Raw genomic sequence first — 26,411 nt, 5'->3', positions numbered from 1 at the left:
ACCCCGGTTTTCAGCGGGCGGCGGGCGCCTTCGGGGCCTGGCTGCGCCAGTCCGGGTGACCCGGCATGGCCGGTGTCTTCTTCCCGTACAGCCAGCCCTGGAAGAAGCCGCTCAGGTCACGCCCCGCGACCCGGGATGCGAGCTGGGTGAAGTCCTCCGTGCTCGCCGTGGAGTCCCGGTGCTCGGAGACCCACTCGCGCTCCAGCCGTTCGAAGGCTGCCGCGCCGATCGTCTGCCGCAGGGCGTACAGGACGAGGGCGCTGCCGTCGTAGACCACAGGCCGGAACAGGCTGAGCTGCTGCCCGGCCGCCGGTGCCTTGGGGGCGGCGGGCGGTCCGCCGGCGGTTCGCCAGCTGTCGGAGCGGGCGTAGGCCTGCCGCATCCGTTCGGCCAGCGGCTGCTTTGCCTTCTCCTCGGCGTACAGGGCCTCGTACCAGGTGGCGTGGCCCTCGTTCAGCCACAGGTCGGACCAGGTGCGGGGCGAGACGCTGTTGCCGAACCATTGGTGGGCCAGTTCGTGGACCATCACCGAGTCGACGTACCACTTCGAGGAGGCGGCGTTGGTGAACATGGAGCGCTCGAAGAGCGAGAGCGTCTGCGTCTCCAGCGCGAACCCGGTGTCGGCGTCGGCGACCAGGACGCCGTACGTCTCGAAGGGGTAGGCGCCGACCTTGTCCTCCATCCACTGCACATGGCCGGGGGTCTTCTTCAGCCACGGTTCGAGCTTCGCCTTGTCCGCGGCGGGGACGACGTCGCGGATGGGCAGTCCGTGCGGGCCCTGCCGCTCGACGACGGCGGAGCGCCCGATGGCGACCTGGGCGAGTTCGGTCGCCATGGGATGGGCGGTCCGGTAGATCCAGGAGGCGCGCGAGCCGTTCCAGGAATGCGCCACACGCCGTCCGTTGGCGACAGCGGTCAGGTTCTTGGGGGTGGTGACGCGGAAGACGAAGAACGCCTTGTCCGCCGGGTGGTCGTTGGAGGGGAAGACACGATGGGCCGCGTCCGCCTGGTTCGCCATCACCAGTCCGTCGGCGGTGCGCACCCATCCGCCGGCGCCCTTGGGCCCGCGCGGGTCACTGGTGTGGGTGACGGTGATCTGCATGCGCGATCCGGCGGCGACGGCCGTGGAGGGCTCGATGACGAGGTCCTCACCTGCGGAGGCGAACTCGGCGGGGCTGCCGTTGACCTCGACCGAGCGGACCGTGCCATGGGTGAAGTCGAGGTTGACGCGGCCGAGGCGCCGGTGCGCCCAGGCGTCGATCTTGGTGACGGCGTCCAGGGGTTTGGTGTTGCTGCCCTCGTACGTGAGGGCGATGTCGTATTCGATGACGTCGTAGCCGGGGTTGCCCAGCCGGGGGAAGAGCGGGTCGCCGATCCCGAGCGCGGTGGGTTCGGGCAGCGTCGCGGCGACGAGGGTGGCCGATGCTGCGGCCAGCAGTACGGCACGCAGTCGGCGTCGGGGAGTGTGCAGCATGCCCTACCGCTACCAGGACGCCGCGGGACGGCCGCGGCGGCGCGCGACCGGCGGTTCCGTCCCCACCCGAACGAGGTCAGTCGGCCGAGGCCGGATGCTGGGTCCTGCTCACGTCGTACACCCCGGGGACGTCGCGCATGGCGCGCATCAGGGCGGGAAGCCCGGCGGCGTCGGGAAGTTGGAGGGTGTACGTGTGCCTCACCCGCTGCTGGCTGGGCGGCTCGACGGTGGCCGAGACGATGGCCGCGCCCTCGCCGGCGATGACCTCGGTGAGATCGGCGAGCAGACGGGGCCGGCCGAACGATTCGGCGACCAGCGTGACCCGGCACTCGCCGGCATCGCCCCAGCGCACGGCCACCCGGGCACGCCCGAGGCCCTCCATGCGCGCCACCGCGGCGCATTGGACGCGATGAACGGTCACGGCTCCCCCGCGTACCGCGAAGCCGGTGACGTCGTCGGGCGGTACGGGCGTACAGCAGCCGGCGAGCCGTACGGTCGCGTCGGGGAGGTCGACTACGGCGTTCGTCGAGGCCTGCCGGTCGGCCGCGCGCGGCGTGGGATGCCGGGGAGCGACCGCCTGGGCGCTCACACCCTCGGGGTGGGCCTCCAGCCAGCTGCTGATGGCGATCCGTGCGGCCGGGGTGCGGGCGTGGTCGAGCCAGTCCGGTGACGGCCCGGACGAGGCGTCCTGGGCGAGCAGGACGTGCACGGTGTCGCCGTCGTTGAGCTGAGTGCTCAGGGTGGCCAGGCGGCCGTTGACGCGGGCGCCGATGCAGGTGTGCGCCTCCTCGCCGTACTGGGCGTAGGCCGCGTCGACGCACGTGGCTCCGGCGGGCAGGCCGAGCGCCCGGCCGTCGGCCCGGAAGACGGTGATCTCCTTGTCCTGCGCCAGGTCCGCGCGCAGGGAGGTCCAGAAGGTGTCCGGGTCGGGGGTGGACTGCTGCCATTCGAGGAGCCGGGACAGCCAGCCCGGTCTGGTGGGGTCGGCGTGCTCGCCGTCGAGCGGCTCCGCACCGTCGGTCGGCACGTACGGATTGCCGAGCGCGACCACCCCGGCCTCGGCGACCCGGTGCATCTGGTGGGTGCGGATGAGGACTTCGGCGACGGCGCCGTCGGGGCCCGCGACGGCGGTGTGCAGCGATTGGTACAGGTTGAACTTGGGCGCGGCGATGAAGTCCTTGAACTCGGAGACCACCGGGGTGAAGCAGGTGTGGAGCTCGCCGAGCACCCCGTAGCAGTCGGCGTCCTCGGCGACGAGGACGAGCAGGCGCCCGAAGTCGGTGCTGCGCAACTCGGACCGCTTGAGGCAGACACGGTGCACGGAGACGAAGTGCCGGGGCCTGATGAGGACTTCGGCGGTGATGCCGGCGTCGCGCAGCACGGTCCGGAAGTCCTCCGCGATGGCGGCGAGCGCGTTGCAGGCGGTGGCGTTCTCGGCGATGAGGGCGCGGGTGCGCTCGTACTCCTCCGGGTGGAGGATCGCGAAGACCAGATCCTCCAGTTCGCTCTTCAGGGCCTGCACACCGAGCCGCTCGGCGAGGGGGATGAGGACGTCGCGGGTGACCTTGGCGATGCGGGCCTGCTTCTCGGGGCGCATGACGCCGAGGGTGCGCATGTTGTGGAGCCGGTCGGCGAGCTTGATCGACATCACGCGGACGTCGTTGCCGGTGGCGACGAGCATCTTGCGGAAGGTCTCGGGTTCGGCGGCGGCGCCGTAGTCGACTTTCTCGAGTTTGGTGACGCCGTCGACGAGGTAGGCGACCTCGGCGCCGAACTCGGCCTTCACCTGTTCCAGCGTCACCTCGGTGTCCTCGACCGTGTCGTGGAGCAGGGAGGCGGTCAACGTGGTGGTCTCGGCGCCCAGTTCGGCGAGGATGAGGGTGACGGCGAGCGGATGGGTGATGTACGGCTCGCCGCTCTTGCGGAACTGGCCGCGGTGGGACGACTCCGCCAGTACGTATGCCTTGTGCAACTGGGCGAGATCGGCGTCCGGGTGGTGTGCGCGGTGTGCGTCGACGACATGGCTGATCGCGTCGGGAAGACGGTCACGGCCGGCGGGGCCCAGCAGAGCGGCGCGGCCGAGGCGGCGGAGGTCGATCCGGGGACGGCCGCGCCTGCGACTGTGGGCACCAGGGTTGGCGGCCTCTGCACTCATGGGCACCTCCGGCTGCATCGACCGGCGGTGGAAGGTCAGATCGTGCCTCCGGGCCGGTGCTTGATGCTACCGAGCCCACCACGTGGCGCAGTCCCGCTCTCGCTCAGCGTGAAACGGATCACCCATTCGAGCGAAGCTCTAGGTGGTCACGGTTTCGAGGAAGGCGGGCTCGATGTATCCCTCGGCAACGATCACGGCCGGGCCGGTCATCTCGATCTCGCCGTCGGGGTGCTCGGTGATGACGAGACGGCCGCCGGGCAGGTCCACGGTGTACGCGACGGGGGTGCCGGTGACGGAGGGGGCCACGCCGTCCCTGCGGGCCGCCGCGACGGCGACCGCGCACGCGCCCGTGCCGCAGGAGCGGGTCTCGCCGGACCCGCGCTCGTACACACGCATGGCGACATGGCGCTCGCCGCGGTCGGCGACGAACTCCACGTTCACCCCGTCCGGGTAGACCGAGGCCGGGCTGAACGAGGGCACCGAGTACAGGTTCCCCGCGTGGTCCAGCTCCTCGACGAAGGCGACCGCGTGGGGGTTGCCCATGTTCACGTTCCTCGCGGGCCAGCTGCGGTCGCCGACCGTGACCGTCACGCCGTCCTCGGGGAGCAGCGCGCGCCCCATGGAGACGGTGATGTCACCCGAGTCCGCGCCGGTGCCTGCCGCCGCCTTGGCGATGTGGACCCTCTTGACGCCGCCACGGGTCGCCACGGCGATGTCTCCGGCCTCGGCATGGCCGACGCGCTGGAGGTAGCGGGCGAAGACCCGGACGCCGTTTCCGCACATCTCGGCGATCGAGCCGTCGGCGTTGCGGTAGTCCATGAACCACTCGGCCTCGTCCGCCATGGCCCTCGCCTCGGGGTGGGCCGCCGAGCGGACGACGTGCAGCAGTCCGTCCCCGCCGATGCCGGCGCGGCGGTCGCACAGCCTGGCGACAGCGGCCGCGGGCAGGTCGACGGCATTGTCCGGGTCCGGGACGATCACGAAGTCGTTCTCGGTGCCGTGGCCCTTGAGGAAGGGGATGGGCGAGGTCTGCGAAGTGGTCACGTCCACCATCGTACGAGGGCGCTCCGACAGCAGGACGCCCGGAGGGAGCGGGGGCGGGCTGCGCCCGCGCGGTAGGTGGTGCGGGTGCTGCCGACGGCCACGCGCGGTAGGGCGGGTGCCGCCGACGCCCGGTCCCCGCGGTAGGCGCTGGTACTGCCGGTGCGCCGCCCGGCACGGTACGTGGACGGGTGCTGCCGGTGCCGGGCCCCGCGCTCAGCGCAGGCGGGCGACCCGCCAGACCGCGAGCGCGACGAGGACCGCGCCCACGCCGACGTAGAGGGCGATGACGCGCCAGTCGGGGCGCTCGCCGGAGCCCCGGACGGGCAGGCCGGGCCAGGTGTGGCCGACGCGGCGGGCCGCCATCACGCCCCAGCCGGCCGCGCAGCAGCTGATCAGCAGCCCGAGCATGGCGACGACCGCGCCGCCGTCTCCCGTGCCGAAGGCGAGCGGGAAGGCGAACATCAGCGAGCCGACGGCGGCGAGCGCCACGATCGGGGCGAGCTGCCAGATGCGCAGGCGCCGCTGCGGACGGAGCTCCACCTCGACCTCGTCGGTGAGCACGTCCTGCTCGTCGGGACCGTCCGGGCTCAGCCCCGAGGTGCCTTCCGCGGCATCTCGGCGCTCCCGCTCGGTGTCGCGAGGGCCGGCCTCCATCGCCACGCGCCCTCCCAACTCGGACTCAGCTGTCGATCGATGCTCGATGATGGCACGCTCCAGGTGGCCGAAATGACGGGCGGAGCGTCCCGATGCCATCACGTGATCAGGCTGTGACCGCTCGTTCGATCAACGCCAGGGCACGCTGCGGAAGTTCCACCCGGTCCTCGGCCGCGCCGCTGAGCCAGTGCACCCTCGGGTCGCGCCGGAACCAGGAGTCCTGGCGGCGTGCGAAGCGTTTCGTGGCGCGCACGGTCTCCGCGCGTGCCTCGGGTTCGGTGCACTCCCCCGCGAGAGCGGAGAGCACCTGCTGGTAGCCGAGGGCTCGGGACGCGGTGCGTCCCTCGCGCAGCCCCTGCGCCTCCAGGGCGCGCACCTCGTCGACGAGCCCCGCCTCCCACATGCGGTCCACGCGCAGGGCGATCCGCTCGTCGAGTTCGGGGCGCTCGACGTCGACGCCGATCTGCACGGTGTCGTACACGGAGTCGTGCCCGGGCAGGTTGGCCGTGAAGGGCCTGCCCGTGATCTCGATGACCTCGAGGGCCCTCACGATGCGCCGTCCGTTGCTCGGCAGGATCGCCCGGCCCGCCTCCGGGTCGGCCGCGGCGAGACGTGCGTGGAGTGCCCCGGGGCCGCGCACGGTCAGCTCCTCCTCCAGCCGGGCGCGGATCTCCGGGTCGGTGCCGGGGAATTCGAGGGCGTCGATCGCCCCGCGTACGTACAGCCCGGAGCCGCCCACGAGGACGGGTGTGCGGCCCTCGGCGAGCAGCCGGTCGATCTCCGCCCTGGCGAGCCGCTGGTACTCGGCGACGCTCGCCGTCTCGGTGACGTCCCAGATGTCGAGCAGGCGGTGCGGGACACCGGCGCGCTCCTCGGTCGTCAGCTTGGCGGTGCCGATGTCCATCCCGCGGTAGAGCTGCATGGAGTCGGCGTTGACGACTTCGCCGTCGAGTCGCTGGGCCAGGAAAACCCCCAGATCGGACTTTCCGGCCGCTGTGGGACCGACGACGGCGATGACCCGCGGTGCGGGAGCTGCACTTCTCACCGCCCCAGTCTCGCAAACCCCGGGGCCGCTCCCCGAACGAGCGAGGTGACGGCAGGGGCCGGGGGTCGTTGCCTGTTGCGAGGTTCCGGACGCCGGTTTCGGACCGGTACCCGCGAGCGGCGCAATGGGACGCTCCGGGCGGCGCGGAATTTCGCACCCACGAGTACGCTATGGAGCAGATATGGGCGTTTTTTCATGGTTCCGCGGTAAGCCTGCGGCGACCGCCGAGGCGTCGGACCAGGAGGCCCCCGTCGCCGCCGTGGCGACAGAGCCTCCGGCCGGCGCCCCGTCCGACTCCGAAACCGGTGCCGACGACACGTTCGGTGAGGACACGGCCGCCACCGGGGTGGACATCCCGAAGCAGCAGTCCGTCGAGGAGGCGGCGGACAGCGAGGCCGGAGAAGGCGCCCGTAAGTAGTCCCCGACAAGGGATGACGAGGGAAGGTGAACCATGGGCTTCCTGGACACCGTGAAGGCCAAGCTCGCCCCGGCCAAGGACAAGGTGACCGACCTGGCCCAGCAGCACGAGGGCAGGATCGGGCAGGGCCTGGACCGGGCCGCCAAGAAGGTCGACGACAAGACCAAGGGCAAGTACAGCAGCAAGATCGAGACGGGTACAGGCAAGGCCAAGGAGGCCCTGGGCCGCATCGCGCACCGCGACGAGAACAAGGGCCCCGGCACGACGCCGCCGGCAGCCTGAGGCGAACGGCCGACGGCCGCGGAGCGCGTGCTCCGCGGCCGTCGGCACGACGCGCTCGTGCTGGTCAGGACCAGGTCGCGACGAAGTAGCCCACCCCGTACGGCGCGTCCTCGTACAGCAGACGCCCCTCCAGCCCCGCGCCCTCCGCTGCCCCGGCGAGCACCTGCCAGGGCGCCCGGCCGGCGGCCTTGAGTTCCTCGGCCAGCGCCCCGTCCAACGCCATCAGCGCCTCGGCGTCCGCCGCGCCCAGCGCCCGCGCGGCCTCCCGGTCGAAGCCCTCCGCGCGGGCGTCGAGGTAGCCCGGGGCCTTGATCGTCCGGCAGGCGCTCCCGTCGCCCATCACCAGCATCGCGATCCGCCCGCTCCGCGCGGCGCCCTCACGGCCGGCGGCGGCGCACCGGTCGCCGGCGAGCCGCTCGTCCACGCCGAGGCCCTCGACCGGAGAGGCCGCCCAGTGCGCACGCTCCAGCAGCCATGCCGCCACGGAGAGCGACGGGGGCAGCTGCCGCTCCTGCTCGGGGCCCTCCCCCAGGCGTACGGTCAGGTCCTCGCCGAAGCTCCGGAAGGAGCCGCGCGTGCCGGCCGGGTACGGGCCGCTCTGGGCCTCGATGGCGGGCCCGACCACGAGCAGCAGGTCGGGCCTGGCGGCGGCGAGCACCCCCACGGCGTCGGAACACGCGTCTCGGGCGGCGTCGAGTTCGGGTGCGGCTCCGGCGGCGATGCCGGGCACCAGGAGCGGCGGGCAGGGGCACACGGCGGCGGCGACAAGCATGATCCGCAGCCTAATGCGTGGCCGTGCGACCCGGTCGGCGACCGCACCGTGCGAGGCGGCGCTCGCGGGAGGCCCCCTGCCAGGGCCGCGGCCCTGCCGCACACCCCACGCGGGCCGCGCCCCCTGCGGTCCGACCCGCGGTCAAGCCACGGACGACGTCCGACGGCGGCCCGGGATCACCCGCGAACCGCGCCCCCGGGCACATCCACGCACCCCGGCACGAAGCCGAGCGCCGCAGACCGGCTCAGTCGCAGCCGCAGCCCGGCGCCGACGCCGCGGGCAGCGGTTCCGGGGCGCCGATCTTCGGCAGGCCGAGCATCACACCGGCCGGCTTCGCCGCCTCGGCGGCGTTGCGCTTCGCCCACGCGTCGCCCGCGCGGGTGCGGCGTACGGCCGTCACCGCGCCCTCCGCCAGCAGGTGGTGCGGGGCTGCGTACGTGATCTCGACCGTGACGACGTCACCGGGGCGCACCTCGGTGTCCGGCTTGGTGAAGTGCACGAGGCGGTTGTCGGGGGCACGGCCCGAGAGCCGGTGCGTGGCTCCGTCCTTGCGGCCCTCGCCCTCGGCGACCATGACCTCCAGCGTGCGGCCGACCTGCTTCTTGTTCTCCTCCCAGGAGATCTCCTCCTGCAGGGCGACCAGGCGCATGTAGCGCTCCTGGACGACCTCCTTGGGGATCTGGCCCTCCATGGTCGCCGCGGGAGTGCCGGGGCGCTTGGAGTACTGGAAGGTGAAGGCGTTGGCGAAGCGGGCCTCGCGCACGGTGTGCATCGTCTGCTCGAAGTCCTCCTCGGTCTCACCGGGGAAGCCCACGATGATGTCGGTGGAGATGGCGGCGTGCGGAATCGCGGCGCGCACCTTCTCGATGATCCCGAGGAAACGCTCCTGCCGGTACGAGCGGCGCATCGCCTTGAGGATCGTGTCCGACCCCGACTGCAGCGGCATGTGGAGCTGCGGCATCACGTTCGGCGTCTCGGCCATGGCCGCGATGACGTCGTCGGTGAAGTCGCGCGGGTGCGGTGAGGTGAACCGGACCCGCTCCAGGCCCTCGATCTTCCCGCAGGCGCGCAGCAGCTTGCTGAAGGCCTCGCGGTCGCCGATGTCGGAGCCGTACGCGTTGACGTTCTGGCCGAGCAGGGTGATCTCGGAGACGCCCTCTGCGACGAGTGCCTCGATCTCCGCCAGGATGTCGCCGGGCCTGCGGTCCTTCTCCTTGCCGCGCAGCGCGGGGACGATGCAGAAGGTGCAGGTGTTGTTGCAGCCGACCGAGATCGAGACCCAGGCGGCGTACGCGGACTCGCGGCGGGTCGGCAGCGTCGAGGGGAACGCCTCCAGCGACTCGGCGATCTCGACCTGCGCCTCTTCCTGGACGCGGGCGCGCTCCAGCAGCACCGGGAGCTTGCCGATGTTGTGCGTGCCGAAGACGACGTCGACCCACGGCGCCTTCGTGACGATGGTGTCGCGGTCCTTCTGCGCGAGGCAGCCGCCGACGGCGATCTGCATCCCCGGACGCCTGGCCTTCATCGGCGCGAGGCGGCCGAGATTGCCGTAGAGCTTGTTGTCGGCGTTCTCCCGCACCGCGCAGGTGTTGAAGACGACGACATCGGCGTCACCGTCGGCGCCCTCGGGCGCGCGGACGTAACCGGCGTCCTCCAGCAGGCCCGACAGCCGCTCGGAGTCGTGGACGTTCATCTGGCACCCGTAGGTGCGCACCTCGTAAGTTTTCGCACTCATCGCGCCAACCAGGGTACGGGGTCCCCGGGCCGCCACGCCCCTGCCGTGACGCCGCTGCGTGGAGGGGACCGGTCCGCCGCGGAGGGGCCTGGCCAGTACGGCCGGTGAGCTGGCAGGATCGCGCCATGTTCCCGGCCGGTCTCCACCTCAGCCGCCGACGTGCCCTCGCGGGCTCGGCGGCCGCCCTTGTCGCCTTCGGGCTGCTGCTCTGGTGGCTGCTGCCGTTCGGGAAGACGTCGCCCAGCGGGGAGCTCACCTTCAGCACCGGGTCGCGCAGCGGTGTCTACCAGCGGTACGGCGTGCTGCTGGAGCAGGCGCTGGCCAAGGACATGCCCGATGTGGAGATCGACCTGATCACGAGCGAGGGCTCTCAGCAGAACCTCGCGCGCGTGGCGTCCGGCGAGGCGGACTTCACCATCGCCACGGCCGACGCGGTGGCCACGTACAAGCGGCAGGGCCTGCCGGGCGCCGACCGGCTGCGCGGATGCGCGCGGCTCTACGACGACTACGTCCACCTGATCGTGCCGGAGAAGTCGCCGATTTCGTCGGTGCGGGATCTGCGGGGCAAGGTCGTGGGCGTCGGCCAGCAGGGGTCGGGGGTCCGGCTCGTCGCCGACCGGCTGATGACCGCGGCGGACCTGGATCCGCGGCGGGACATCACTCCCGTCCCCGCCGGGATAGACACCATGCCGGGGCGGCTGGAGAACGGCAGCCTCGACGCGTTCTTCTGGTCGGGCGGCCTGCCCACGAACACCGTCCAGGAACTGTCCGAGCGGTTCGACATCCGGCTGGTCCCGCTCGAACCGGAGCTCGTCGACAAACTGCACGCCGCCGGTGACACGACCAGCTACTACCGCTCCGCGGTGATGCCGGCGGACGCGTATCTCCAGGCGCAGGGCGGTACGCCCGTCCCCACCGTCGCCGTCGCGAACCTCCTCGTGACCACGGAACGGACGGACGCGGCGATGACGGAGGGCTTCACGCGGACGGTGATCGACAGCCGCGACCACATCGGCAACACGGTGCACCCGGCCCAGCTGGTGGATCTGCGGACCGCGGTCTACACGGCCCCGCTGCCGCTGCACGAGGGCGCTCGGCGCTACTACCGGTCGGCCAAGCCGTAGGGCTTGTCCGGCCCGGGACATCCCGGCCGTCGGATCCGCGGGCACACCGCGCCGGGCCTCACCCGCCGGGGGGCGTACGCGGCACCGTCACCGTCACACACAGCCCGTGCGGCTCGTTGCGGGAGTAGTCGATCGAGCCGTCACCCGCCACCAGCAGGGCGCGGGCGATGGAGAGCCCGAGGCCCGACCCCTTCACGTTCTGATGGCGGCCGCTGCGCCAGAAGCGGTCGCCGATGCGGGAGAGCTCCTCGTCCGTCAGCCCCGGCCCGCCGTCCGCCACGACGATCGTGGACGCGGCGCCCGTCGACGCGACGTCGACGGTGACCGACTCCCCGCGCGGGGTGAACTTCAGGGCGTTGTCGATCACCGCGTCGAGGGCGCTGGAGAGCGCGACCGGGTCCGCCCACGCGGTGACCGGCGCCGTGTCCCCGCCCAGCAGGACGCCCTTCTCCTCCGCCAGCGGCCGCCACGCGGCGACCCGTTCCGCCGCCAGCTCGCCGATGTCGGTCAGCCGGAGGTCCGCGGCGGCGTGCTCGGCCAGGGCGAGGTCGAGAAGGTCGTCGAGCACCTGGGCGAGACGCTTTCCCTCGGTGCGCACCGAGGCGATCTCCTCGTTGCCGGCCGGCAGCTCCAGCGCCAGGAGCTCGATGCGCAGCAGCAGGGCGGCCAGGGGGTTGCGCAACTGATGGGACGCGTCGGCGACGAACGCCCGCTGCTGTTCGAGGACTTCCTCGACGTTGTCGGCCATCTCGTTGAAGGAGCGGGCCAGCCGCCTGAGTTCCGGCGGGCCGCCCGCTGCGGCGACCCGCGAGTTCATCCGGCCGGTGGCGATGTCGTGCGTGGCCGCGTCCAGGACCCGTACGGGCCGCAGCACCCAGCCGGTGAGCCGGAACGCGGCGCCCACGGCCAGGAGCATCGCGGCGCTCTCCCCGGCCGCGATGAGCAGCCAGCCCCGCAGGACAAGTGAACGCAGCTGACCCGTGGGCGAGTCGGTGAACACGACGGCGACGACGTCGCCGTCCCGGACGACCGGCGAGGCGACGATCAGGCGCTCGCCCCGCTGCCAGGGCCAGACCTGCGGCGGGTCCTGGCTGCGCCGGCCGGAGAGCGCCTCCTCGAAGGCCTTGTGCCCCTCGCCCTCCCCCGGGAGCGTCCAGTTCTGCGGCGCGCGGGCCATGGAGTTCATCTCGCGGTAGAAGACGCCCGCCCGGATGCCGTACGTGTCGTGGTAGCGGTCGAGCTGCTCCTGGAGGGTGGAGCGGCGTTCGTCCATCACCGACGGCCCCGTGACGAACTGGGCCAGCGCCGCGAAGCGCACGGTGTCGTCGATCCGGTCGACGACGACCCGCTGCTGCTGCGCGGCGGCGACGCTCACGGCCAGCGGGAAGCCGAGCGCGAGCAGCACACCGGCCATGAGCACGATGAGCAGCGGGAGCAGTCGGGTACGCAACGGGAACGGCCGGCCTTACGCCCCGGCGGGCGCGACGAGCCGATAGCCGACCCCGCGCACGGTCTCGATCAGCGCCGGCATGCGCAGCTTGGACCGCAGGGACGCGACGTGGACCTCCAGCGTGCGGCCGGTCCCCTCCCAGCTGGTGCGCCACACCTCGCTGATGATCTGCTCGCGGCGGAAGACGACCCCGGGCCGCTGGGCGAGCAGCGCCAGCAGGTCGAACTCCTTACGGGTGAGCTGGACATCGGCGCCGTCGACGCTGACGCGCCGGGTCGGCAGGTCGATGACGACCGCGCCGAGCCGCAGGGCGTTGTCCGTCGCGCCCTGGGGGGTGTCCTCGGTGGCTCCGGTGCGCCGGCTGACCGCGTGGATACGGGCCAGCAGCTCACCGGTGTCGTACGGCTTGACCACGTAGTCGTCGGCGCCGAGGTTGAGCCCGTGGATGCGGGACCGGACGTCCGAACGCGCCGTCACCATGATCACGGGCGTGGAGGTGAGCTTCCGCAGCTTGCCGCAGACCTGGTAGCCGTCCTGGTCGGGGAGGCCCAGATCGAGGAGCACGACGCCGAACGGCGCCTTGTCCGGGTGGCTGTCGGGGAGCACGGCCCGCAGCGCCTCCTCGCCGTTGCGGGCGTGGACGACCTGGAACCCGTGTCTGGCGAGCACAGCGGACAGGGCGGCGGCGACGTGATCGTCGTCCTCGACGAGCAGCAGCCTCATGGCCCCCCTACGTTCGTGCGTCGTGGTCGTTCGGTCGGCGACGCGGTCTTGCGGACGGATCGTGCGGACGTGAGCGTGTCAGAGCATTGTCGCGGCATCTAACAGGGCATGAACGCCGATGTCCCCCGACGACGTCAAGGGGCATCCTGGTGCACAGGGGTTTCCGTTACCCACCCGGTACGCTGATCCCCGCCCTGTTCACGCAGAGTGTCCGATTGCGGCCGGATCGTTATGCTCAATTTCCCCTCAGATGTAATGACTGTCGTCGCACTGCGTGATTAGGGTCCTCTGCAACCGAGGAGGACGGAGCAATAAGCCGATGAGCGGAGTGTCAGTGACCAAGGACGCGGACGAAGCCGTACCCGCTGCGGGCGACCTGGTCGTACTGAGCGACGTGAACAAGCACTTCGGCGCGCTGCATGTGCTCCAGGACATCGACCTGACGATCACCCGCGGCGAAGTCGTGGTGGTGATCGGACCGTCCGGGTCCGGAAAGTCCACGCTGTGTCGCACCATCAACAGGCTGGAGACCATCGACTCCGGCTCGATCACGATCGACGGCAAGCCGCTGCCCCAGGAAGGCAAGGAGCTCGCACGGCTCCGCGCCGACGTGGGCATGGTCTTCCAGTCGTTCAACCTCTTCGCGCACAAGACCGTGCTGGAGAACGTGACGCTCGGCCAGGTCAAGGTGCGCAAGGCGGACAAGAGGGCGGCCGAGGAGAAGGCACGGGCGCTGCTCGACCGGGTGGGCGTCAGCGCACAGGCCGACAAGTACCCGGCCCAGCTCTCCGGCGGCCAGCAGCAGCGCGTCGCGATCGCGCGGGCGCTGGCGATGGACCCGAAGGTCATGCTCTTCGACGAGCCGACGTCGGCCCTCGACCCCGAGATGATCAACGAGGTCCTCGAGGTCATGCAGCAGCTGGCGCGTGACGGGATGACAATGGTGGTCGTCACCCACGAGATGGGCTTCGCCCGATCCGCCGCGAACCGGGTCGTGTTCATGGCGGACGGCAAGATCGTCGAAGAGGCAACGCCCGAGGAGTTCTTCAGCAATCCGCGCAGCGACCGGGCCAAGGACTTCCTGTCGAAGATCCTTCACCACTGAGTCCTGGATCCAGCTGATCCACCACTTCGCGTCAACTTAGGGAAGTCACATCATGAAGCTTCGTAAGGTCACCGCCGCTTCGGCAACCGTGCTGGCGCTCGCTCTGACGGCCACCGCCTGTGGCTCCGACGACAAGGAGAGCGGCTCGGGCAGCGGCGGCGGCAAGAAGATCACCGTCGGCATCAAGTACGACCAGCCCGGCCTCGGTCTGAAGACGCCGGACGGCAAGTTCACCGGCTTCGACGTCGATGTCGCCAAGTACGTCGCCAAGGAGCTTGGTTACGCCGAGGGCGACATCGAGTTCAAGGAGACGAAGAGCGCCGACCGCGAGACCGCGCTGGCCCGCGGCGACGTCGACTTCATCGTCGCCACGTACTCGATCAACGACGAGCGCAAGCAGAAGGTCGACTTCGCCGGCCCGTACCTCCTCGCCCACCAGGACCTGCTGATCCGCGCCGACGACAACGTCGCCAGCGGCGAGGACCTCAACGGCAAGAAGCTCTGCTCGGTCACGGGCTCGACCTCCGCGCAGAACGTCAAGAAGGACTTCGCGCCGAAGGCACAGCTGAGGCAGGTCGGCACGTACTCGGAGTGCCTCAACGGGGTGCAGAGCGGCATCTTCGACGCGCTGACCACGGACGACTCGATCCTCGCCGGTTACGCGTCGCAGGACCAGTACAAGGGCAAGTTCAAGCTCGCCGGCCTCAAGCTGAGCAACGAGAACTACGGCATCGGCGTCAAGAAGGGCGACGCCGAGATGGTCAAGAAGATCAACGCCGCCCTCGAGAAGATGGTCCAGGACAAGTCCTGGGACGCGGCCGTGAAGGCAAACTTCGGCCCGGCGAACTACAAGAACGAGCCCGCCCCGAAGATCGGCAACATCGTCAAGTGAAGCAGGGCTGACGAGGCGCGCCGCCGCTGACGGCGGCGCGCCGGGCCCTCCTACACGCGGAAGCGCGGGAGATCGTGTTCGACTTTCTTGAAGGTTACGACTTGCTCGGGGCGTTCTGGATGACGGTGAAACTCACCGTCTTCTCCGGTATCGGCTCCCTGGTGCTGGGCACCATACTCGCCGCGATGCGGGTGAGCCCGGTTCCTCTGATGCGTGCGTTCGGCACGGTCTATGTGAACGTGGTCCGGAACATCCCGCTGACCGTCATCATCGTCTTCTCCTCCCTCGGTCTCGCCGATGTCTTCGGGATGACCCTGGGGGCGGCGGACGACTTCAACGCCCTGGCGTTCCGGCTCGCCGTACTGAGCCTCGCCGCCTACACCGCTGCCTTCGTGTGCGAGGCGGTGCGGTCCGGCATCAACACCGTCCCGGTCGGCCAGGCGGAGGCGGCACGGGCCATCGGCCTGAGCTTCACTCAGGTGCTGACGAACGTCGTTCTCCCGCAGGCCTTCCGATCGGTCGTCGGTCCGCTCACCAACGTGCTGATCGCCCTCACCAAGAACACCACGGTCGCCGCGGCCATCGGTGTGATGGAGGCTGCTCTGCTCATGAAGGAGATGATCGAGAACGAAGCGCAGCTCGTGCTCATCTCGGCGATCTTCGCCTTCGGTTTCGTCGTTCTGACCCTTCCCACCGGCCTCCTCCTCGGCTGGGTCAGCAAGCGTGTGGCGGTGAAGCGATGACCTCGGTTCTCTACGACGCTCCAGGGCCCCGCGCCAAGCGTCGCAACGTCTTCTACACGGTCGCCTTCTTCGTCCTGCTCGCGCTCGGCGTGTGGTGGGCCATCGGGGTCATGGCCGACAACGGACAGCTCGAGTGGTCCTTGTGGAAGCCCTTCACCGAGGCCCAGGCATGGACGACGTATCTGCTGCCCGGGCTCACCAACACGCTGGAGGCGGCAGCGCTGGCGATGATCATCGCGCTTCCGCTGGGCGCCGTGTTCGGCATCGCGCGGCTGTCCGACCACCGCTGGGTCAGGGTTCCGGCCTCGGTCGTGGTGGAGTTCTTCCGCGCCATTCCGGTCCTGCTCCTGATGCTGTTCGCGAACCAGTTCTACTCGACGTCCACCGACATCAGCAGTGACGTCCGTCCGCTGTACGCCGTGGTCACCGGCCTCGTGCTGTACAACGCGTCGGTCCTCGCGGAAGTCGTCCGGGCCGGCATCCTGTCGCTGCCCAAGGGCCAGACGGAGGCCGCCAAGGCAATCGGCCTGCGCAAGGGCCAGACGATGACGAGCATCCTGCTCCCGCAGTCCGTGACCGCGATGCTGCCGGCGCTGGTCAGCCAGCTGGTCGTCATCGTCAAGGACACGGCGCTCGGCGGCGCGGTTCTCGCCTTCGCCGAGCTGCTCAACGCCAGGGGGACGCTGGCCGCCAACTACGCCAACGTCATCCCCAGCTTCATCGTCGTCGCGGTGATCTTCATCGTCCTCAACCTGATCCTCACGACCTTCGCGTCGTGGCTGGAGCGCCGCCTGCGGCGCGCGAAGCGCAGCACCGGCGCGGTGCTGCCCGCGGAGCAGGGGGGCGCCGAGGAGCCGGTGGCCGAGCCCGGTGTCAAGCCCGAGGACGGGCGCACCATCTGACGGTTCATCGGATGTTCGACCAGTGAGGGGCGGTGGCCGCATGGCCACCGCCCCTCGCCGCGCCCCGGCGTCGCTTGACGCAGGCACCGGCAGTGAGTTGCATACGTTCTGTGATCGCGCACCGGGCTCCCTCCGCACCTCTTCGCATGACCCTTCGCGCCCGAGGAGTGACCTCGTGGACCCGGTGATCGTGGTCGGCGCCGGCCCGGTCGGCCTCGCCCTGTCCCTCGCCCTCGCCTCCCAGGGCGTCCCGTCCGTCGTGCTCGACGAGGGCAACGGAAAGGACGAGCCGCGGCCCGCCCGCACCGTCGTCCTCCGCGCGGACACCGCCGCCCTGGTGGACCGGCTCGGCTGCGGCACCCTCCGTGACGAGGGCGTCCGCTGGACGGGCTGGCGGTCGATGCGGCGCAAGCAGGAAGGGCGACAGCTTCCCCTCGGCGACGGCACGACGCCCGCTCCGCTGCACATCCCGCAGCACGCGCTCACCCGCGGCCTGCGGGACGCGGTCGCCGGGCAGCGGCTCGTGCGGCTCGTGCCCGACAGCCGCCTCGACTCGCTGGAACAGGACGGCAGCGGCGTCACCGCACACAGCCGCGGCCCCTCGGGCACCTGGTGGCGCGGCAGTCATCTCGTCGGCTGCGACGGCGCCCGGTCGACGGTCCGCAAGCTCCTCGGCATCCGCTTCCCCGGACGTACGGCGGTGGAACGCCATGCCGTGGCCGCGCTGCGCACCGAACTGCCCTGGCCAGGCGAAGCCTTGCTGCACCGCCGGCCTCCGTGGCCGTCGGGGGGCGACGAGGTCGTCGCGCGCCCCCTGCCGGACGGCGTGTGGCGCCTGGACTGGCTGCTGCCGCCCCGCGGTGAACTCGTCACCCCCGAGGCACTGGTGGCCCGGGTGCGGGACACCCTTGCGGGCTGGTGCGGCAGCACACCGCCGTACGAGCTGATCGACACCGGCGTCTACACCCTCCACCACCGGCTGGCCCGCCGCTGGCGCGTCGACCGGGCCTTCCTCGCAGGCGATGCCGCGCATCTGCTCGGTGCGCTCGGCACCCAGGGCGTCGACGAGGGGCTGCGGGACATCGACAACCTGGCATGGAAGCTGGCTCAGGCCTGGCACCACGGGGCGTCCGGCACGCTGCTGGACAGCTACCAGGAGGAGCGCCGCACCGCTGTCGCCGCACGGCTGCGCGCCGCCGACCAGTCGCTCCCGATACTGCGCAGCGGCAGCGGTCTGCGGACCTACCTGCCCGGCGCGGCGCGCGGCCACGACACGATGCTCACCGACAGTCATCTCGGTCAGGGCGCGCTCGGCGCACCGCCCGTCTACGCCCACTCCGTGCTCACGCCCGAGCCCGTGGCCCCGCAGACCGCGGTGGGCACGGAGGCGGGTGCCCCCGTCGAGGACGTGCGGGTGACGGCTCCCGACGGCACGGCCGCGCGGCTGCGGGACCGGCTGGGGCAGGGCCGCCTGCTCGTCGTCCTCGTCGCGCCGGGCACCGGGGTGTGGGACCGGCGGCACTGGGTGAGCGCCGGGGTGATGCCGAGGCTGGCGAAGGCCGTCGCCGCCCTGCCGGTCCCGGCGGAGCTGCTGGTGACGGAGAGCTATCCGGGGGCGTCGGCCCACGCTGTGCTGCTCGTCCGGCCGGACGGTCACCTGGCGGCGGCGTTCGCGGGCGTACAGCCCGCCGAACTGTACGCGGCGGCGGACACGGTGCGCGGCGGCGCACCGTCCGCGGCCCGCACCGGCCGTACAGCGGACATCAATTGACCCTCGCGGGTCCACATGGTGTACTCCGGAGCGTGACCGACACCGATGTGCGCCTGTGGCGGAGGGTCCATATGGACCTCGTCCGCTATGCGGGCTGCGTGTGTCGTCCGTCCTGCTGAATCGCCTTCCCCGCGCCGTGGCCTGCTGTGCCCGTGCGCTCACCAGCGAACCTCCAGGACGGTATCCGTGTCCCAGCCTGCTCCCGCATCCGCTGTCACCCCTGCTCCGCGCCCGGCCGAAGCCGCCGCCGCCGAATCGCTCGACGAACCAGGTGGGCCCACCGCCGCCGAACCGCTCGACGAACCAGGTGGGCCCACCGCCGCCGAACTGCTCGACTTCGTGCGGCGCGCCGCTGCCGACAAGGAACTGATCGCCTCCCTTCCGCGCGACCCCGAAGGCCGCACCTGGCTGCGGCTCGACGGACCGCGCGGGAGTGAGGCATGGCTGATCGGCTGGCCGCCGGGCACCGGAACCGGCTGGCACGACCACGCCGAGTCCCTGGGCGCGTTCGCCACCGCCGAGGGGCAGCTGACCGAGCACTCCCTGGCGGTCCGGCTTCCGGCAACCGGCTGGAAGACCCTCGAACTGAACGACGACGCGGACCGCAGGCGCCACCTGAGAGCGGGGCGCGCACGCGCCTTCGGGCGGCACCACGTCCACGAAGTGCTCAACGAGTCGACCACCGACCACGCCGTCTCGGTGCACGCCTACTATCCGCCGCTCCCGCTGATGAGGCGTTTCAGCCGGTCGGGCGCGGTGCTCCGACTGGAGCAGGTCGAGCGTCCGGAGGACTGGCAGTGAGTGAACGCCCGGGAATCGACGAGCTGTTGGAGCGCATACGGGAAGGGCTGGTGCGCGTCGGGCCGCGGGAGGCCTACGAGGCCTCCCAGGACGGAGCGCTCCTCGTGGACATCCGCTACCAGGCCCTGCGCGAGCGGGACGGCCTGATCCCGGGCGCGCTGGTCGTGGAACGCAACGAGCTGGAGTGGCGGCTCGACCCGCGGGGCAGCCACCGCGCACCGGAGGCGACCGGGCACGACCTGCGGATCGTGGTGATCTGCAACGAGGGCTACGCGTCCTCCCTCGCCGCGGAGTCCCTGCACCGGCTCGGCCTGCACCGCGCCACGGACCTGGCCGGAGGCTTCCAGGCATGGCGCGCGGCGGGGCTGCCGGTCACGACGTAGACGCAGAGTGCTGGTCATGGCGCGGCTGTGGACAGGCGCCGGCCTGCCGGTCACGGCGCGGATCCGTGTAGGCGCCGGCCTGCCGGTCACCACGTGGGCGTCGACCGGCCTGCCGGTCACGGCGCGGCTCCGGGCAGGCGCCGCCTCCGCCGTGCGCGGCGCCGCACGGCGGCGGGCCGGTCCCCGAGCCGGTCCGCCCACAAGCAGCCGCCTGCTAGAACGCCGTGTCGTCCAAGTCCTCGGTGTCCTCGCCCTCTTCCTCAAGGGCGCGCTTGACCACCCTCAGCGCCATGCCCTCCGGGTATCCCTTGCGGGCGAGCATCCCGGCCAGGCGCCGGAGGCGGCGGTCACGGTCGAGACCACGGGTCGCACGCAGTTTGCGCGCGACCAGCTCCCGCGCCGTCGCCTCCTCCTGGTCCGCGTCGAGCCGGCCCACCGCCTCGTCGATCAGCGTGGCGTCGACACCCTTGGTCCGCAGCTCACGGGCGAGCGCCCGGCGGGCGAGGCCACGGCCGTGGTGCCGTGACTCCACCCAGGCGTCGGCGAAGGCGGCGTCGTCGATCAGCCCCACGTCCTCGAACCGGGAGAGGACCTCCTCGGCCACCTCGGCGGGAACCTCCCGCTTGTGCAGCGCGTCCGCCAGCTGCTTGCGAGTGCGGGGTGTCCCGGTGAGCAGGCGCAGGCATATCGCCCGCGCCCGCTCGGCCGGATCCTGGGGCGGCAGCGCCGGCTCGGCCCTCGACGAGTCGGCGCTGTCGCCCGGCCATTCGGTACGCCGGGCCACGGGTCAGCTCTTGGCCGCCGTCGTCTTGGCCGACTTCGCCTTGGAAGCCGGCGCGGGGACCGACTTCGCCGCGTCGTCCGGCACCGCCGCGACGCCTGCCGCGTCCGCGCCGGGCTCGGTCTCCGGCGCCTCCGGGCGGACGCCGACGCCCAGCTTCTCCTTGATCTTCTTCTCGATCTCGTTGGCCAGGTCGGGGTTGTCCTTCAGGAAGTTGCGCGCGTTTTCCTTGCCCTGGCCGAGCTGGTCGCCCTCGTACGTGTACCAGGCGCCCGCCTTGCGGACGAAGCCGTGCTCCACGCCCATGTCGATCAGACCGCCCTCGCGGCTGATGCCCTGGCCGTAGAGGATGTCGAACTCGGCCTGCTTGAAGGGCGGCGCCACCTTGTTCTTGACGACCTTGCAGCGGGTGCGGTTGCCGACGGCCTCGGTGCCGTCCTTGAGCGTCTCGATACGGCGGATGTCGATACGCACCGACGCGTAGAACTTGAGCGCGCGGCCACCGGTCGTGGTCTCCGGCGAGCCGAACATGACGCCGATCTTCTCGCGGAGCTGGTTGATGAAGATGGCCGTGGTCTTGGACTGGTTCAGCGCGCTGGTGATCTTCCGGAGCGCCTGGCTCATCAGTCGCGCCTGGAGACCGACGTGCGAGTCGCCCATTTCGCCCTCGATCTCGGCCCGCGGCACCAGCGCGGCGACCGAGTCGATGACGATCAGGTCGAGCGCGCCGGAGCGCACGAGCATGTCGACGATCTCCAGCGCCTGCTCGCCGTTGTCCGGCTGGGACAGGATCAGGTTGTCGATGTCGACCCCGAGCTTCTTCGCGTACTCCGGATCGAGGGCGTGCTCCGCGTCCACGAAGGCCACGGTGCCGCCGGCCTTCTGCGCGTTGGCCACCGCGTGCAGGGTCAGGGTCGTCTTACCGGAGGACTCGGGGCCGTAGACCTCCACCACACGGCCGCGGGGAAGGCCGCCGACGCCGAGAGCGACGTCGAGTGCGGTCGACCCGGTGGGGATGACCTCGATGGGCTCGTTCGGCCGCTCGCCCAGACGCATCACGGCGCCCTTGCCGAATTGCCGTTCAATCTGTGCGAGCGCGGCGTCGAGCGCCTTCTCGCGGTCGGTTCCTGCCATGGGTTCCACCCGATTTGCTTGAGTCGATCGCTTCACGTCAAAGACGCTAACCCCTGCCACTGACAATGGGCCCCGCCGTCCCTCCAGCCTGTGGATAACTCACGGGACTCCGCCGGGATCCGCGGCCGGAACCCCATGAGAATGGATGTTCGATTTTGGTGTCAAGCTCACACGCCGGTCGGCACGACCGAGTCGGCGGCACAGCTCCAGGGTCCTCCCACTCCCCGGCGGACAGCGTCGCCGCGGGAAGTCCCGTCCCCCAGCGCACCGGATCCGGCGGGCCGCCGCTCCTGGCGAACCGAGGCGGTCACGCCTCCTGCGAGGAGCCGCCGGGGCCGGACGCACCCGTGTCCCGTGCCGTCCGGCCGTGCCGCAGCGCGCCCCGCATCCGTGCGAGCGCCCGCCTCGCGCGCGGCCGGTGGTGGCCGTGCACACGGGGGTCGTCGGTCACGTCGTACCGCCGTACATAGGCCCCGAAGAAGGCCTGGAGCGTCGCGACCGCCGGAATCGCGATCAGCGCGCCGACTGCTCCCAGCAGCGCCGTTCCCGCCACCACCGAGCCGAAGGCGACCGCCGGATGGATGTGCACCGTCTTGGCCGTCAGCTTGGGCTGGAGCACGTAGTTCTCGAACTGCTGGTACACGACGACGAACCCGAGCACCCACAGGGCGTACCAGGGGTCCTCCGTGAACGCGATCAGCATCGGCAGCGCGCCCGCGAGGTAGGTGCCGATGGTCGGGATGAACTGCGAGACGAGGCCGACCCACACCGCGAGCGCGGGAGCGTACGGCACGCCGAGGATCTCCAGGAGGACGAAGTGGGCAGCGCCGGAGATCAGCGCCATCAGTCCGCGCGAGTAGATGTATCCGCCGGTCTTGTCGACCGCGATCTCCCAGGCGCGCAGGACCTCGGCCTGCTTGGCCGGCGGCAGGACGGAGCACAGCGCGCGGCGCAGCCGCGGCCCGTCGGCCGCGAAGTAGAACGAGAACAGGAAGATCATCAGCAGCTGGAACAGCCCGCCGAGCACCGTCGCCGAGACGTCGAGCACTCCGCTGGCACTGTTCTGCACGTACTTCCGCAGCCAGTCGGAGCGCAGCAGACTGTCCTGCACGTCGACCCGGGACAGCTCGGTGTGGAAGACGCCGTTGATCCAGCGGATGACGGAGTCGAGGTACTTGGGGAAGTCCTCGACCATGTCGATGATCTGCCCGGCCAGCATCGAGCCGAGCAGAACGACGAAGCCGACCCCCACCACCAGCACCGACAAGAAGACCAGGAACGTGGCGAGCCCCCGGCGCATGCCGCGCGCGGCCATGCGTCCCACGGCCGGTTCCATGGCGAGTGCCAGGAAGAACGCGATCAGGATGTTGATCAGCAGCCCGATGAGCTGGTGGAAGGCCCAGCTGGCGAGCTGGAAGGAGGCGTAGAGCCCGAGGGCCAGCACCATGGCGCGCGGCAGCCAGCGCGGCATGCGAGCAGTGCCGCCGTTCCCGCCGGCCGTGGTCGGTGGAGGCGTGCTCGGCGGTGGCGTGCTCGGCGGTGTGGTGGAGGCGGCTGTGTCCCGCGCGGTCGCCTCCGCAGCGGTCTCGTCCTGGGGGTTGCTGTCGGTCCGGTCCACGGAACAAGTGTCCCGTACGCCGGTGACAGGGGGTGGTCCGCCCGGTGTCTCAGCGCTTGTCGGCGGGGATGTTCATGGCGGCGCAGACAGCGCGCCAGACGTCCTTCGCCTCCCAGCCCGCGGCCAGCGCCTCGTGGACCGTACGTCCGCCCAATTCGGCCATCACATGATCGCGTGCGAACGAGTCGGCGTAGGCCGCACCGAAGTGGTCGGCCATCCGCTCCCAGAAAATCGTCAACCGCATGCCCCCAGTATCCCGCCCCTGAGAGTGCAGCCCCGCCCGTCGGGCTTGCCAGAAGCCCTTTCCGGCCTACGGTCGGAACATGGCTGGAACCGGAGCAACCAATGAGACGCCTCTCGCGTCTCCTCTCGCCCGCGCCGAGCACTTCATCTGGCTGACCGCCCGTGTCCTCGAACAGCGGCGGTTCGCGTACCACTTCCTCAACGGCGGCTCGGAAGCCGTCGAGGCGGCCCTGGCCGCGTACCTCAACGAGGACGGCGGCTACGGCCACGCGCTGGAACCCGATCTGCGGGGCCCTGTCAGCCAGCCCCTGCACACGGCACACGCCCTCAGGGTGCTGGACTCCATCGGCCGCTGCGGCGGTCTGCGCGTGGAGCGGATCTGCCGCTACTTCACCCAGGTGTCGACGCCGGACGGCGCGCTGCCTGCCATCCATCCGTCCCAGCGCGGATATCCGGCCGCGCCGTTCCTCCCGATCGTCGACGACCCGCCGAGCGAGCTGCTGGCGACCGGCCCGGTTGTCGGTCTGCTGCACCGCAATCAGGTGTGGCACGCGTGGCTGTTCCGGGCCACGGACTTCTGCTGGGCGGCCGTCGACGCCCTGGACAAGTCCCATCCGTACGAGATCGAGGCGGCCGTCGCCTTCCTGGACAGCGCCCCGGACCGCTCGCGCGCCGAGGCGGCCGCCGACCGGCTCGGCCGGATGGTCCGCGAGCAACGGCTGGTCGCCCTCGATCCGCGCCGGCTGGACGACCAGCCCGTGGCGCCGGGCTACGCGCCCGGCGAGCACCACTTCCCGCACCACTACGCGCCCACGCCGGCCTCACTGGCCCGCCGTTGGTTCACGGACGAGGAGATGGCCCGCTCCCTGGAACACCTCGCGGCGCAGCAGGAACCGGACGGCGGATGGCCGATCACCTACCGCGCGTGGGCGCCGGGGACCGTGCTGGAGGCCCGGCCGCTGGTGACCATCGAGGCGTTGCGGACCCTCCAGGCGTACGGCCGGCCCATCGGCTGATCCACCGGCCGTCCCGACTCGGGCCGGTCCCGCGGGGCCTCACCGGGCTGGTCGGCCCGTCGCCGACGCCCACGCGCGGGCGGCGGCGACCACGCGCGCGCGTGGCCGCTCAGCCCCCGAGCGCCCGTACGCCCGCCGTGACGGCCACAGCCGCCCCGACGACGACCAGGAAGGGGGCGCGCAGCACGAGGGCCGCGGCGGCGGCGCCCAGTCCGGCGGCCCGTGCGTCGAGGACGAGCAAGTCGCCGACGCTGAAGGTCTGCTGCGCGGTGAGAGCCGCCAGCAGGGCGACCGGCAGCAGCGCGGCCAGCCGCTGCACGAGCGGACGCTCCAGGGTGTCGGCGGGCACGAGCAGGCCGACGAGTTTGACGAGGTAACAGCCGACGGCGGTCGCCGCGATCGCGATCCAGACGCTCAACGGTCCTCTCCCTTCCTGCGGGCCGCCGTACGGGCGGTCCCGTCGGTCGTGCCTCCGTCGTTCCCCCGGCCGGTTCCGCCGGCGTCCCGGCCTCCCCCGCCGATCGCACGGCCCTTGAGCCACAGCACGGCGGGGGCGGCCAACGCCGCAACCAGCACCGGCACTCCGGCGGGCAGGACGGGCAGGAACCCGAGTCCGAGCACCACCGCGAGTCCGGCCACCGCGCGCTCGGTGGCCGTCCGCAGCATCGGTGCGAGCAGGGCGAGGAAGACGGCCGGCCCGGCCGCGTCCAGCCCCCACGCGTCGGTGTCGCCGATCGCCTCGGCGCCCAGTGCTCCGAGGAGCGTGGTCAGATTCCACAGCACGTAGAGGGTGAGCCCGGTGACCGTGAAGCCGATGCGCACGCTGCGCCGCGTGGGCTGTGCGAGGGCGACGGCGGTGGTCTCGTCGATGACCCAGTGGGCCGCCAGCGGCCGTACGAAGCGGGGCAGGGCGAGCAGTTGGGACAGCCTCAGGCCGTAGAAGGCGTTGCGCACGCCGAGGAAGAAGGCGCCCGCGGCGGCGGCGAAGGGGTTGCCGCCCGCGGCGATGGCGCCGACGAGCGCGAACTGCGAGGCGCCGGTGAACACCAGCAGGCTGAGCGCGCAGGTCTGCAGAAGGGTGAGGCCGGAGCCCGCCGACGTCACGCCGAAGGCGAATCCGGACAGGCCGACGGCGATCCCGACGCCGAGCGCGTCACGGACGACGGCCGAGTCCGGTTTGGTCACTCCCTGCGGCCCGGGCTCCGGTGCCGCGGTCGTGGGTATCTCTGGGTGAGCTGTCTGTTCTGCCACGTCAGGGACGTTACGCAGGCTTCGGGTGGGCCGTCTTGTACGTTCTTGCGCGCTCGCGCCGGTAGGCGCCCGGCGGCACACCCACGATCCGGGTGAAGTGGCGGTTGAGATGCGGCTGGTCGGTAAAGCCGACGGCGACGGCGGCCTCGGACGGCGACGTTCCGGAGTCCAGGAGGTGACGGGCGCGGCGCACGCGCGCGTCCGTCAGCCAGGTGTGCGGCGGCAGCCCGTACGCGGCCTTGAAGGCGCGCAGGAGCGCGAAGGGACTGGTGCCGAGCTCCTGGGCGAGCTCCTCCAGGGACGGCGGCTCGGCCATCCGCTCCTCCAGGAGCTGTCTGGCGAGCGCCGCCGTGCGGGCCCCGGAGGCGAGCGGCGTGCGGGCGGGCAGCGCACGGCCGTGGCGCCGCAGCAGCCTCGCGACCGTGACGCGCAGCACGCTGTCGGCGGCCAGCGCGTTGCCCTCCTCGGCGGCGCGGTGCACCTCGTGCACCAGGCGGGCGGTGTCCGGGTCCTCGACGATCGTCTCGGCGAATCCGGCTGTGCCGCGCAGCGTGGTCACGTCCTCGGCGATCGTCGCGACCAGCTGGGACGACGGGTACAGGGTGGAGTACACCCAGCCCTCGGGCACCCCCGCCTTCGCCGAGTGCGGCACCTCGGGGTTGATCATCACGACGGTGCCGGGCCGGGCACTGATGGTGCCCTCCGGCATGAGCACGTCCTCGATGCCGCGGCGAACGGCGCCGAGTACGAAGCCCTCGTGCGTGTGCCGGGTGAAGGAGTGGCGCACATAGCGGGCCCGCAGCAGGTCGAGACCCGGCACGCCCGGGTACTGCCAGTGCCGCGCCCATTCGTCCTTCCGGTCCGGTGCCCCGTCGGTCTCCATACGGCAATTCTG

General features: G+C 71.5%; 28 protein-coding genes. 12 read left to right on the top strand and 16 right to left on the bottom strand.

The window, feature by feature from the left end:
• Nucleotides 1–10: 10 nt before the first annotated feature.
• The 5 genes from ACF08N_RS20495 to miaA form a co-directional block, all read right to left on the bottom strand.
• Nucleotides 11–1,474 (bottom strand): M1 family metallopeptidase, encoded by a 1,464-nt coding sequence (locus ACF08N_RS20495; protein ID WP_392326053.1) that lies wholly within the window; start codon nt 1,472–1,474, stop codon nt 11–13.
• A 76-nt stretch (nt 1,475–1,550) separates the two neighbouring features.
• Nucleotides 1,551–3,629 (bottom strand): RelA/SpoT family protein, encoded by a 2,079-nt coding sequence (locus tag ACF08N_RS20490; protein ID WP_392326052.1) that lies wholly within the window; start codon nt 3,627–3,629, stop codon nt 1,551–1,553.
• Nucleotides 3,630–3,767: 138 nt separating this feature from the next.
• Entirely contained in the window at nt 3,768–4,682 is a 915-nt protein-coding gene (dapF, locus tag ACF08N_RS20485; protein ID WP_392326051.1) for a diaminopimelate epimerase, read from the bottom strand.
• 204 nt (nt 4,683–4,886) lie between these two features.
• Entirely contained in the window at nt 4,887–5,327 is a 441-nt protein-coding gene (locus ACF08N_RS20480; protein WP_392326264.1) for a hypothetical protein, read from the bottom strand.
• A gap of 106 nt (nt 5,328–5,433) precedes the next feature.
• Nucleotides 5,434–6,372 carry a tRNA (adenosine(37)-N6)-dimethylallyltransferase MiaA gene (miaA, locus tag ACF08N_RS20475; RefSeq protein ID WP_392326050.1) on the bottom strand — a complete coding sequence of 313 codons (939 nt, stop codon included), beginning with the start codon at nt 6,370–6,372 and terminating at the stop codon, nt 5,434–5,436.
• A gap of 181 nt (nt 6,373–6,553) precedes the next feature.
• Between miaA and ACF08N_RS20470 the strand changes: the two genes are divergently transcribed.
• Together ACF08N_RS20470 and ACF08N_RS20465 are read left to right on the top strand one after the other, a co-directional pair.
• Nucleotides 6,554–6,790 carry a gliding motility protein gene (locus ACF08N_RS20470; protein ID WP_392326049.1) on the top strand — a complete coding sequence of 79 codons (237 nt, stop codon included), beginning with the start codon at nt 6,554–6,556 and terminating at the stop codon, nt 6,788–6,790.
• Nucleotides 6,791–6,823: 33 nt separating this feature from the next.
• Nucleotides 6,824–7,072: an antitoxin gene (locus tag ACF08N_RS20465; RefSeq protein ID WP_392326048.1), complete on the top strand. Its 249-nt coding sequence runs from the start codon at nt 6,824–6,826 to the stop codon at nt 7,070–7,072.
• A 64-nt stretch (nt 7,073–7,136) separates the two neighbouring features.
• On the opposite strand, the gene ACF08N_RS20460 is transcribed toward ACF08N_RS20465, so the two are convergent.
• Complete coding sequence (locus ACF08N_RS20460) at nt 7,137–7,844, bottom strand: class III extradiol dioxygenase subunit B-like domain-containing protein (RefSeq protein WP_392326047.1); 708 nt, start codon at nt 7,842–7,844, stop codon at nt 7,137–7,139.
• A 244-nt stretch (nt 7,845–8,088) separates the two neighbouring features.
• Nucleotides 8,089–9,579 (bottom strand): tRNA (N6-isopentenyl adenosine(37)-C2)-methylthiotransferase MiaB, encoded by a 1,491-nt coding sequence (gene miaB / locus ACF08N_RS20455; RefSeq protein WP_392326046.1) that lies wholly within the window; start codon nt 9,577–9,579, stop codon nt 8,089–8,091.
• 125 nt (nt 9,580–9,704) lie between these two features.
• Between miaB and ACF08N_RS20450 the strand changes: the two genes are divergently transcribed.
• Nucleotides 9,705–10,703 (top strand): TAXI family TRAP transporter solute-binding subunit, encoded by a 999-nt coding sequence (locus ACF08N_RS20450; RefSeq protein ID WP_392326263.1) that lies wholly within the window; start codon nt 9,705–9,707, stop codon nt 10,701–10,703.
• A gap of 58 nt (nt 10,704–10,761) precedes the next feature.
• Here ACF08N_RS20450 and ACF08N_RS20445 read toward each other — a convergent pair whose 3' ends face one another.
• Both ACF08N_RS20445 and ACF08N_RS20440 read right to left on the bottom strand, forming a co-directional pair.
• Complete coding sequence (locus tag ACF08N_RS20445; protein ID WP_392326045.1) at nt 10,762–12,153, bottom strand: sensor histidine kinase; 1,392 nt, start codon at nt 12,151–12,153, stop codon at nt 10,762–10,764.
• Nucleotides 12,154–12,168: 15 nt separating this feature from the next.
• Nucleotides 12,169–12,876, bottom strand: a complete 708-nt coding sequence (locus tag ACF08N_RS20440; RefSeq protein ID WP_392326044.1) for a response regulator transcription factor — start codon at nt 12,874–12,876, stop codon at nt 12,169–12,171.
• A gap of 319 nt (nt 12,877–13,195) precedes the next feature.
• Here ACF08N_RS20440 and ACF08N_RS20435 point away from each other — a divergent pair, with 319 nt between their 5' ends.
• From ACF08N_RS20435 to ACF08N_RS20400, 8 genes are all read left to right on the top strand, one after another.
• Complete coding sequence (locus tag ACF08N_RS20435) at nt 13,196–13,981, top strand: amino acid ABC transporter ATP-binding protein (RefSeq protein ID WP_392326043.1); 786 nt, start codon at nt 13,196–13,198, stop codon at nt 13,979–13,981.
• 52 nt (nt 13,982–14,033) lie between these two features.
• Nucleotides 14,034–14,873, top strand: a complete 840-nt coding sequence (locus tag ACF08N_RS20430) for a glutamate ABC transporter substrate-binding protein (protein WP_392326042.1) — start codon at nt 14,034–14,036, stop codon at nt 14,871–14,873.
• Between the two features lie 74 nt (nt 14,874–14,947).
• Nucleotides 14,948–15,616 carry an amino acid ABC transporter permease gene (locus ACF08N_RS20425; RefSeq protein WP_392326041.1) on the top strand — a complete coding sequence of 223 codons (669 nt, stop codon included), beginning with the start codon at nt 14,948–14,950 and terminating at the stop codon, nt 15,614–15,616.
• The gene (locus ACF08N_RS20420; RefSeq protein ID WP_392326040.1) at nt 15,613–16,518 is read left to right on the top strand and encodes an amino acid ABC transporter permease; all 906 of its coding nucleotides are present in this window, start codon (nt 15,613–15,615) and stop codon (nt 16,516–16,518) included. The genes ACF08N_RS20425 and ACF08N_RS20420 overlap by 4 nt, the downstream gene beginning before the upstream one ends.
• Nucleotides 16,519–16,693: 175 nt before the next feature.
• The gene (locus tag ACF08N_RS20415) at nt 16,694–18,289 is read left to right on the top strand and encodes an FAD-dependent monooxygenase (RefSeq protein WP_392326039.1); all 1,596 of its coding nucleotides are present in this window, start codon (nt 16,694–16,696) and stop codon (nt 18,287–18,289) included.
• A gap of 32 nt (nt 18,290–18,321) precedes the next feature.
• The gene (locus tag ACF08N_RS20410) at nt 18,322–18,408 is read left to right on the top strand and encodes a putative leader peptide (protein WP_311605579.1); all 87 of its coding nucleotides are present in this window, start codon (nt 18,322–18,324) and stop codon (nt 18,406–18,408) included.
• Nucleotides 18,409–18,475: 67 nt separating this feature from the next.
• Entirely contained in the window at nt 18,476–19,090 is a 615-nt protein-coding gene (locus ACF08N_RS20405) for a cysteine dioxygenase (RefSeq protein ID WP_392326038.1), read from the top strand.
• Nucleotides 19,087–19,473 carry a rhodanese-like domain-containing protein gene (locus ACF08N_RS20400; RefSeq protein WP_392326037.1) on the top strand — a complete coding sequence of 129 codons (387 nt, stop codon included), beginning with the start codon at nt 19,087–19,089 and terminating at the stop codon, nt 19,471–19,473. Before ACF08N_RS20405 ends, ACF08N_RS20400 begins: the two co-directional genes overlap by 4 nt.
• Nucleotides 19,474–19,687: 214 nt before the next feature.
• On the opposite strand, the gene recX is transcribed toward ACF08N_RS20400, so the two are convergent.
• The 4 genes from recX to ACF08N_RS20380 form a co-directional block, all read right to left on the bottom strand.
• On the bottom strand, nt 19,688–20,257 hold the full coding sequence (gene recX, locus ACF08N_RS20395; RefSeq protein ID WP_392326036.1) for a recombination regulator RecX: 570 nt from the start codon (nt 20,255–20,257) through the stop codon (nt 19,688–19,690).
• A 3-nt stretch (nt 20,258–20,260) separates the two neighbouring features.
• Nucleotides 20,261–21,388, bottom strand: a complete 1,128-nt coding sequence (gene recA, locus ACF08N_RS20390) for a recombinase RecA (protein WP_392326035.1) — start codon at nt 21,386–21,388, stop codon at nt 20,261–20,263.
• A gap of 307 nt (nt 21,389–21,695) precedes the next feature.
• Complete coding sequence (locus ACF08N_RS20385; protein WP_392326262.1) at nt 21,696–22,859, bottom strand: AI-2E family transporter; 1,164 nt, start codon at nt 22,857–22,859, stop codon at nt 21,696–21,698.
• Nucleotides 22,860–23,055: 196 nt separating this feature from the next.
• On the bottom strand, nt 23,056–23,250 hold the full coding sequence (locus ACF08N_RS20380) for a DUF3046 domain-containing protein (RefSeq protein ID WP_392326034.1): 195 nt from the start codon (nt 23,248–23,250) through the stop codon (nt 23,056–23,058).
• 79 nt (nt 23,251–23,329) lie between these two features.
• On the opposite strand from ACF08N_RS20380, the gene ACF08N_RS20375 reads away from it, so the two are divergent.
• Nucleotides 23,330–24,265 (top strand): hypothetical protein, encoded by a 936-nt coding sequence (locus tag ACF08N_RS20375; protein WP_392326033.1) that lies wholly within the window; start codon nt 23,330–23,332, stop codon nt 24,263–24,265.
• A 109-nt stretch (nt 24,266–24,374) separates the two neighbouring features.
• On the opposite strand, the gene ACF08N_RS20370 is transcribed toward ACF08N_RS20375, so the two are convergent.
• The 3 genes from ACF08N_RS20370 to ACF08N_RS20360 are packed head-to-tail and all read right to left on the bottom strand — an operon-like array spanning nt 24,375 to nt 26,399.
• Complete coding sequence (locus ACF08N_RS20370; protein WP_392326032.1) at nt 24,375–24,683, bottom strand: AzlD domain-containing protein; 309 nt, start codon at nt 24,681–24,683, stop codon at nt 24,375–24,377.
• Nucleotides 24,680–25,516, bottom strand: coding sequence for an AzlC family ABC transporter permease (locus ACF08N_RS20365; RefSeq protein WP_392326031.1), 837 nt, complete (start codon nt 25,514–25,516; stop codon nt 24,680–24,682). The genes ACF08N_RS20370 and ACF08N_RS20365 overlap by 4 nt, the downstream gene beginning before the upstream one ends.
• Before the next feature lie 10 nt (nt 25,517–25,526).
• A complete protein-coding gene (locus tag ACF08N_RS20360) occupies nt 25,527–26,399 on the bottom strand; it encodes an AraC family ligand binding domain-containing protein (RefSeq protein WP_392326030.1) in 873 nt (290 codons plus the stop codon).
• Nucleotides 26,400–26,411 lie beyond the last annotated feature (12 nt).

Source organism: Streptomyces sp. NPDC015127 (assembly GCF_043080095.1).
Classification (GTDB): Bacteria; Actinomycetota; Actinomycetes; order Streptomycetales; family Streptomycetaceae; genus Streptomyces.
This window is presented reverse-complemented; position numbering and strand designations above follow the sequence as displayed.